The following is a 7820-nucleotide window of genomic DNA, read 5'->3' as shown; positions in this document are numbered from 1 at the left end:
CGGGCGGCGCGTGGGCACGGCGCTGGTGGTGCTGTGGGCGGTGCTGCCCGTCGGCATCGTCCAGTCGATGGCGTACTCCGAATCGCTGTTCACCGCGCTGGCCGCCTGGGCGGTGTACGCGCTGCTCACCGGGCGATGGGTGTGGGCCGGGTCCCTGGCGGCGGCGGCCGGGCTGACCCGGCCGGTGGGGGCGGCGGTGATCGCGGCGGTGTGGATCACGGCGGCCGCTTCCCTGCTGCCCGCCGGGCGGTGGCGCCCCGCATGGCGCCTCGCATGGCGCCTCGTAGGGCGCCTCGTAGGGCGCCTCGCAGGGCGCGAGCACCGGCGGATGCTGCTGGGCGTGGCCGTCGCGCCGCTCGGCTGGCTGGGCTATGTGGTGTGGGTGGGGGTGCGGACCGGCAGCGTCACCGGCTATCTCGACGTCCAGAGCGGCTGGCGGAACGGCTTCGACGGCGGTGTGGCCTTCGCGCGCTTCACCTGGGACCTGCTGGCGGGGCCGGGCTTTGCGGCCGGGCTGGCGATGCTGACCGGCGTGGCCCTGCTGATCTGGGTGTTCATCCGGTGCGTACGGCGGCGCGACCCGCTGCCGCTGCTGGTGTACGCCGGGGTGGTGCTGGCCCTCGCGCTGACCGCGAAGGGCTACTTCGGCTCCAAGCCGCGGCTGCTGCTCCCCGCCTTCCCGATCCTGCTGCCGCTCGCGGCCGCCCTCGCGCGTCTGCGTACGGCCAGGGCCGTGCTGATCCTGGGGTCGGTGGGGCTCGCCTCGGCGGCGTACGGGGCCTTCTGGCTGACCGGGACGGGCCCGCCGTGAGGGGGCCGGGGGGCGGTCCGGCAGCCGGGCGACGGCTGGGGAAACTCCAAGGAACGCCCCGGCTAATCGCCGATAAACGACCCTGTAAGAATTCCATAAAGAAGTCGGGGAGCCGGTTCGGGAAGGCGGCTCCCGGAAAAGCCGCGATCACCCGCGGATTTCCGCCCGAATGGCGAGTTCAAAAACCCAGGACGAGACACACTCCACATCACATCGTCATCACAAAGCGACGTGATCGACCGAAGCGGCCTGTCACGCAATGTAACGTCGATTGAGTGCGTACCGATGACAAGCTCCCTCAGGTGAAGGGGCGCCCGACCGATCTGGCGCGACCGCGCATGACCCGAACACGCCGCTGGCTGCTCGGGTCCACCCTCGCTGTGTACGCGGCGACCGTGATCGGGGTGCTCACCACCTCGTGGCTGGTGCGGCTCGACTGGCAGGTCATGCTGTTCCGGCCGTACAAGCACTGGCCGGAGATCCACACCTTCCTGGACTACTTCGTGGTCATGGGCCAGCGCGGCCCCACCGCGGTGGCGGTGACCGCCTGGATCGGCTGGTGCTGCTACAAGCAGCGCACCCTGCGCCCGCTGATCGTGCTGGGGACCTCCCTGCTGCTGCTCAACATCACCGTCGGGTCCGTCAAGCTCGGCCTCGGCAGGCTCGGTCCGCACTACGCGACCAGCGTCGGCTCCAATGAGATGTGGGGCAACGGCGATATATTTCCTTCGGGTCACACCGCGAACGCGGTGGTCACCTGGGGTGTGCTGGCCTATCTGGCGACCACTCCCCACGCCCGCAGGATCGCCTCGGTCATCGCGGCGATCTTCGCCTTCGGCGTCGGCATGACCACCGTCTACCTCGGCACCCACTGGGTCAGCGATGTGGTGCTCGGCTGGGCGGCCGGGGTGCTGGTGCTGCTGGCGCTGCCGTGGCTGGAGCCGGCCATGGCGCGCGCCGAGGTGCTGCTGCGGGCCATGTACCGCAAGGTGCTCGAGTACCGGGACCGGGCGTCGGCGCCGCGGCCGCTGTCGCGGCCGGTGGCCGGTTCGACCCTGGCCACCCCGCGTACGGCGGCGCACGACGACGAGCTGCCGGCCCGCGAGACGGTGGGCGTCGGAGGCCGGCCGAGCGGTGTCGCGGCGCATACGTCCGAGGCCCGGCCGCACCACCCGCTGCGGCCGCATCCGATCCGCGCCGAGCGGGCCGGCGCCCCTGGCGGCAGCCGCCGCCCGCCGCACGCCGACCGGGTGCCGCGCGCCACGGCGCCGCTGGGCCCGGCCGCCGGCCGCGGGCGCGCGGCCAGCACCGGCGGCTGATCCGCCGGTACGGCAGCTGGGCCCGCGGGGACGGTACGCACGCCTCTCCCCGCCGCCCTCCGATCGCACCACGGCCCCGGACGCTCCCGTCGAGCGTCCGGGGCCGCCGCCGTATCAGCCGCGCCGTATCAGCGCGCCGTATCAGCCGCGCCGTATCGGCCGGCTCGGCGTATGCGCCCCGCCGTCACCCCTTCCAGCAGCGCTTGACGGTGTCGTCGGCCACCTCGAAGTTGATCCTCCCCCGCAGATACTCCATGGTGATGATCGCGCCCGTCGGAAGCGTGCGCACGGTGCTCCAGCCCCGCCCACGAGCTCGCTCCTGGGCGGTCCGGGCGTCGAGGCCCACATAGCTGTCGAGATCGTCGTCGGGTTCGGCGGAGGGCGTCGGTACAGGTGCCATGACGCCACCGTATGCGCCGCGACTCGGCGGTGGAACCGACTCTCCCCGACCGCTGTCACATGCTCACCCGTATCGCGTCCCCCACTCGTCACACTTGTGTCACAGAAAACACGCCCGGGTTTACTTCCTTCTCTGTCACTCGTCCGTGTTCCGTGTTGACGGCATGAAGGTGACGGCGAGTTTTCGCCGGCTTCCCCGGTGAATCTCTCGCATTGACGCCGCTCCGGTATTGGCGGAGAGCGGCTCACAGCAACTCCCGAGTAAATTCCCGAAGCCCGGCGGAAATCGACCGGCCACGCCCACGGAATACACAATTCCGCCACAAAATGACCGAGTCGGGAACCACGGGATTCCCGGCCGATCGGCGGTACCCGGGCGCCCTACCCGGCTACGGCACCCGGGTGCCGCCGACCGAGTGATGCGAGGGGCGGAGCCTCGCGCCCGCGCGCCCGTCGTGCGCATCATGGCCACAGCCCAAATCCCGCTGAAATTACCTCAAGGGAGCGCCGATGGGGACGGAGACCGCACAGGCGGCGGCTGCCGGACCGGCGCGGGTGCCGGGCGTGGGCCAGGTGCTGGTGGACTGGCTGACGACCACGGACCACAAGAAGATCGGGCATCTTTATCTGATCACCGCGTTCGGCTTCTTCCTGGTGGCGGGGGCGCTGGCGATGGTGATGCGCGCCGAGTTGGCCAGGCCCGGGCTGCAGCTGTTGTCGAACGAGGCGTACAACCAGGCGTTCACCATGCACGGCACGATCATGCTGCTGCTGTTCGCGACGCCGGCCTTCGCGGGGTTCGCCAACGAGATCATGCCGCTTCAGATCGGCGCGCCGGATGTGGCTTTTCCGCGTCTGAACATGCTCTCGTACTGGTTCTTTCTGTTCGGCGGAATCATCGTGCTGTGCGGTCTGGCGCTGCCCGGGGGCGGTCCGGATTACGGCTGGACCGCGTATGCCCCGCTCAACAGCGCGGTCCGCTCCCCCGGTGTGGGCGCCGATATGTGGATCATGGGGCTTGCGCTGGCGGGGTTCGGCACCATCCTCGGCGCGGTGAACTTCCTGACGACCATCGTCACGATGCGCGCCCCGGGCATGACGATGTTCCGGATGCCGATCTTCACCTGGAACACCCTCTTCACCTCGATCATGATCCTGATGGCGTTCCCGGTGCTGGCGGCGGCGCTGCTCTGCCTGGAGGCGGACCGGCGGTTCGGGGCGGTGGTCTTCGACGCCCGATTCGGCGGCGCGCTGCTGTGGCAGCATCTGTTCTGGTTCTTCGGCCACCCCGAGGTGTACATCATCGCGCTGCCGTTCTTCGGCATCATCACCGAGATCATTCCGGTCTTCTCCCGTAAGCCGGTGTTCGGTTATGTGACGCTGATCGGCGCGACGATCGCCATCACCGCGCTGTCGATGATGGTGTGGGCGCACCATATGTTCGCGACCGCCGCGGTGCTGCTGCCGTTCTTCTCGCTGCTGTCCTTCTTGATCGCGGTGCCGACCGGGGTGAAGTTCTTCAACTGGATCGGCACGATGCTGGGCGGCTCGCTGTCCTTCGAATCGCCGATGCTGTGGGCGGTCGGCTTTCTCGTCAGCTTTCTGTTCGGGGGGCTGACCGGGGTGATCCTGGCGTCGCCACCGATGGACTTCCACGTCACCGACTCCTACTTCGTGGTGGGCCACTTCCACTACGTCGTCTTCGGGACGGTGACCTTCGCGACGTTCGCGGGTTTCTACTTCTGGTGGCCGAAGTTCACCGGCAAACTGCTCGACGAACGGCTCGCCCGGATCCACTTCTGGACGCTGTTCGTCGGCTTCCACACCACCTTCCTGGTGCAGCACTGGCTGGGTGCCGAGGGCATGCCGCGCCGCTACGCCGACTATCTGGCGGCCGACGGCTTCACCGCCCTCAACACCGTCTCCTCCATCGGCTCCTTCCTGCTGGGCATGTCCACGCTGCCGTTCCTCTACAACGTCTGGAAGACCAGCAAGCACGGCGCCGAGGTGACGGTCGACGACCCCTGGGGGTTCGGCCGCTCCCTGGAGTGGGCGACCTCCTGTCCGCCGCCCCGGCACAACTTCCTCGCCCTGCCGCGGATCCGCTCCGAGTCCCCCGCCTTCGATCTGCACCACCCACGGTTCGCCCCGGCCGCGGAGGCGGAGCGGGGGCCGGGGCCGCGGGGCCCGATCGGCCCGGGGCACGGCCCGATCAGTTCAGGGCCCGGGTCAGACGGTCCCTGAGCTCCCGGATGTGATCGTTCAGCTCGGGCGGCTCCCGCACCTCGAAGTCCACCCCCATCAGGGCGATATGGACCACCATGACGTCCAGGCTCCCGGCGCCGGTGTGCAGCAGACAGCTGTGCTCGTCGACCGGCTCCAGCACCCCGGCCGCCGGCGGGACCCGCTCGGCCGCGCGCTCGGCGGACACCCGCAGCAGTACGGTGGCCTTCGCGGCGTACACGGTGGTGGACACGCCCTCGCGGACATACGCGGCCAGGTCCTCGGCGGGCGGCCGGCGCGGGGCGAAGCGCGGGCCGTGCGGCGGCGTCGGGGTGATGCGGTCGGCCCGGAACGTACGCCAGTCGCCCCGGTCCAGATCCCAGGCGACGAGGTACCAGTGGCGCTGCGCGGCCACCAGCCGGTGCGGCTCGGCGGTGCGGCGGCTGACGGCGCCGCCGTGGGCGCGGTACTCGAAGCGCAGCTGACGGCAGTCCCGACAGGCGTTCGCCAGCTCGGTCAGCACCTCCGGGTCGACCGTGGGGCCCTGGAATCCGCCCACCATGGGCACGGTGAAGGCGCTCAGCGCGCTCACCCGGCGGCGCAGCCGGTCCGGCAGCACCTGTTCCAGCTTGGCGAGCGCGCGCACCGACGTCTCCTCGATGCCCTCCACCCCGCCGCCCGCCGCCTGGCGCAGCCCGACCGCGACCGCCACCGCCTCCTCGTCGTCGAGCAGCAGCGGCGGCAGCTGGGCGCCCGGGCCGAGCTGATAGCCACCGGCCGTCCCGGGGCTGGAGTGCACGGGATAGCCGAGTTCGCGCAGCCGGTCGATATCGCGGCGCACAGTGCGCGTGGTCACCCCGAGGCGGTCGGCGAGCTCGCCGCCGGACCACTCGCGGTGGGCCTGCAGCAGGGAGAGCAGGCGGAGCAGGCGTGCGGAGGTCTCCAACATGGCGCCGAGTGTGCCAGCCACCGAGGACAGCTGTTGTCCTCGGTGGCTGGGTTGGCGGCGTCAGCCGCTGCCGTCACCGCTCACCAGCGATACCAGTGCGTCCGGTGTCCGCCGGCCGCCCCGGTGCGGTGGAACACAAAGCCGAGCAGCCAGACCACCAGGACCGCGAGGGCGATCCACCACAGCGCTTGGACGACGAATCCGACTCCGAACAGGACCACCGCGAGAAGCAGGACCAGAAGGACAGGCATCATCGTTCACACCTCCGCGGTGCGAGTTCCCCTGGTGTACACCCTGATGCACACCCCTGGCGCACACTCCTTATGCGCACCTTATGCCCAGATTAATACCGGCCCGCCCGTAAGGACCCCGCGCTCGCTAGGCGCTCTCGACGCGCACCGCCAGATCGTTGTTGACGGTGTAGTACGGACCGGCCTTCGCGGCGCCGTGCGGAGCGGCGATGGGCTGTGCCGGGTAGGTGAAGATCTCCTTCTTGTCCGGCACGTCGTCCAGGATCCGCGCCAGCCGCGCCGGGGCGGCGTCCGGGTCGGCCGGGCGCAGCCACAGGTCCCACGCCTCCTCGCCGCCCTTCCAGCCGTCCGCCAACTCCGCGAGCGGCAGCGCGAAGGAGAACTCCGCGCCGTCCGCGCCGTTGCCGCCGTTGATCTCCAGTCGCCCCGTCCACACCCGCGAAGGCTCGGACCGGAAGCGGGCCTCGGCGACCGCACCGGCCAGCCACTCGGCCGGGTGCTCCACCCGGTACAGCCGGCCGCGCACCGCCAGCCCGCCGCCCTCGGCGCGGAGCTCCCCCGCCTCGGCGTGCGGGGCGCGGCGCCAGCTGCGCAGCGAGAGGTTGCCGTGCTTGGTCGGGTACGGGATGCGGACGGCCAGCGGCGAGGTGCTGGGGCCCGGTTTGCGGTCGACGAGCGAGCGCAGATCGTTCAGCCCCGGCGCGAGCCGCTGCGTTTCGGCCTCGCCGCGGGCCATATGGACCTCCCAGCGCCCCTCGCGCAGCGGCACCGTGCTCGGCAGCGCGGCCTGCAGCCTGCCGTCCTCGGTGGGCGCCAGCGGCAGCCGCACCTCGCCCTCGGGGCCGGGGTCCGCGCCCCGGCGCACCAGCACCAGCGCGGCGTCCGGGCCGCCGTCCAGCCCGGGACGGACCCAATCCGCGATCTGGAAGGTGAGCCCGCCGGCGGAGTCCGCCACGCAGTCGGCGCGCGGCGGGGCGAACTCGGCGGCCGTGCTTGCATCGCTCATGCGGTACGCGCCCTTCCGAACATCGAGTGGCCCACGTCCTTCGTCGCGAACACACCGCTGAGGAGGGTGCCGCGGGCGCGGTGCAGGGTGCCGCGCATGGTGCCGCGCCCCATGAGGTCGGCGAAAAGCGACTCATAGCGCCCGGCCACCTGGGACGGGTCGAAGCGGGCGGAGCGCTTCAGCGCCTCCTGGCCCATCCGCTGCCGCAGTTCGTCGTCGTTGATGAGGCCCAGGAGGGCCGTGGCGATGGCGTCGACATCTCCGGTGGGGACCAGACGGCCGTCCACGCCGTCGTCGATGATCTCCGCGGGCCCGTGCGGGCAGTCGGTGGAGACCACGGGAAGACCGCAGCGCATCGCCTCGACGATGGTCATCCCGAAGGACTCCATGCTGGAGGTCACGGCGGCGATCGAGCCCTTGGCCCACTCCGGGTCCAGCGGGTTGGCCGGGCCCATCAGATAGATGTGGTTGTAGAGGCCGAGCCGGTCAATCAGGGCCCGCAGCTTGCCCCGCTGGTCGCCGCCGCCGTAGATCCGCAGCCGCCAGTCGGGGCGTACCGCGCTGACCTTCTCGAACGCCCGTATCAGCAGGTCGTAGCGTTTCACCGGGGCGAGCCTGCCGGCCGCCACGACCCACTTGCCGGTGCCGTCGGCGGGCTCAAGACCCGGTTCGGGCACGCTGTTGGGCACCGCCTCCAGCCGTACGCCCGGCAGCCGCATCTGGTCCCGGTACGTCTCGGCGTCCGCCTGGGTGACGGTGGTGACCGCGTCCAGCCGCGGGTACACCCCGCGCAGCGTCCGCTTCAGCGCCTTGGAGTGGGTGCTCAGGGTCAGATGCTCCTGACCGACGCGCACGGGCCCGC

General features: G+C 71.0%; 8 protein-coding genes. 3 read left to right on the top strand and 5 right to left on the bottom strand.

The annotated features are described in order from the left end of the window. Both CCN51_RS10705 and CCN51_RS10700 read left to right on the top strand, forming a co-directional pair. Positions 1-811 (top strand): hypothetical protein (locus CCN51_RS10705; protein ID WP_086859486.1); only part of this gene is annotated, 811 nt, incomplete at its 5' end. A 275-nt stretch (positions 812-1086) separates the two neighbouring features. After that, entirely contained in the window at positions 1087-2130 is a 1044-nt protein-coding gene (locus CCN51_RS10700; protein WP_014180825.1) for a phosphatase PAP2 family protein, read from the top strand. A gap of 184 nt (positions 2131-2314) precedes the next feature. On the opposite strand, the gene CCN51_RS10695 is transcribed toward CCN51_RS10700, so the two are convergent. Beyond that, positions 2315-2530: a hypothetical protein gene (locus CCN51_RS10695; RefSeq protein ID WP_014180824.1), complete on the bottom strand. Its 216-nt coding sequence runs from the start codon at positions 2528-2530 to the stop codon at positions 2315-2317. Positions 2531-3039: 509 nt separating this feature from the next. On the opposite strand from CCN51_RS10695, the gene ctaD reads away from it, so the two are divergent. Continuing rightward, the gene (gene ctaD, locus CCN51_RS10690; protein ID WP_014180823.1) at positions 3040-4773 is read left to right on the top strand and encodes an aa3-type cytochrome oxidase subunit I; all 1734 of its coding nucleotides are present in this window, start codon (positions 3040-3042) and stop codon (positions 4771-4773) included. Here ctaD and CCN51_RS10685 read toward each other — a convergent pair. From CCN51_RS10685 to CCN51_RS10670, 4 genes are all read right to left on the bottom strand, one after another. Continuing rightward, positions 4742-5701 (bottom strand): helix-turn-helix transcriptional regulator, encoded by a 960-nt coding sequence (locus CCN51_RS10685; RefSeq protein ID WP_043492116.1) that lies wholly within the window; start codon positions 5699-5701, stop codon positions 4742-4744. The genes ctaD and CCN51_RS10685 overlap by 32 nt on opposite strands. Before the next feature lie 80 nt (positions 5702-5781). Beyond that, positions 5782-5955, bottom strand: a complete 174-nt coding sequence (locus tag CCN51_RS10680; protein ID WP_014180821.1) for a hypothetical protein — start codon at positions 5953-5955, stop codon at positions 5782-5784. Positions 5956-6079: 124 nt separating this feature from the next. After that, positions 6080-6958, bottom strand: coding sequence for a hypothetical protein (locus CCN51_RS10675; protein ID WP_014180820.1), 879 nt, complete (start codon positions 6956-6958; stop codon positions 6080-6082). Beyond that, the coding region (locus CCN51_RS10670) for a glycosyltransferase (RefSeq protein WP_086859484.1) at positions 6955-7820 on the bottom strand (866 nt) is incomplete at its 5' end. The genes CCN51_RS10670 and CCN51_RS10675, both read right to left, overlap by 4 nt.

This window comes from Streptomyces milbemycinicus, from assembly GCF_002154605.1.
Lineage (GTDB): Bacteria > Actinomycetota > Actinomycetes > Streptomycetales > Streptomycetaceae > Streptomyces > Streptomyces milbemycinicus.
The sequence above is the reverse complement of the archived record's forward strand: the minus strand, read 5'-3'. Positions and strand labels throughout refer to the sequence as shown.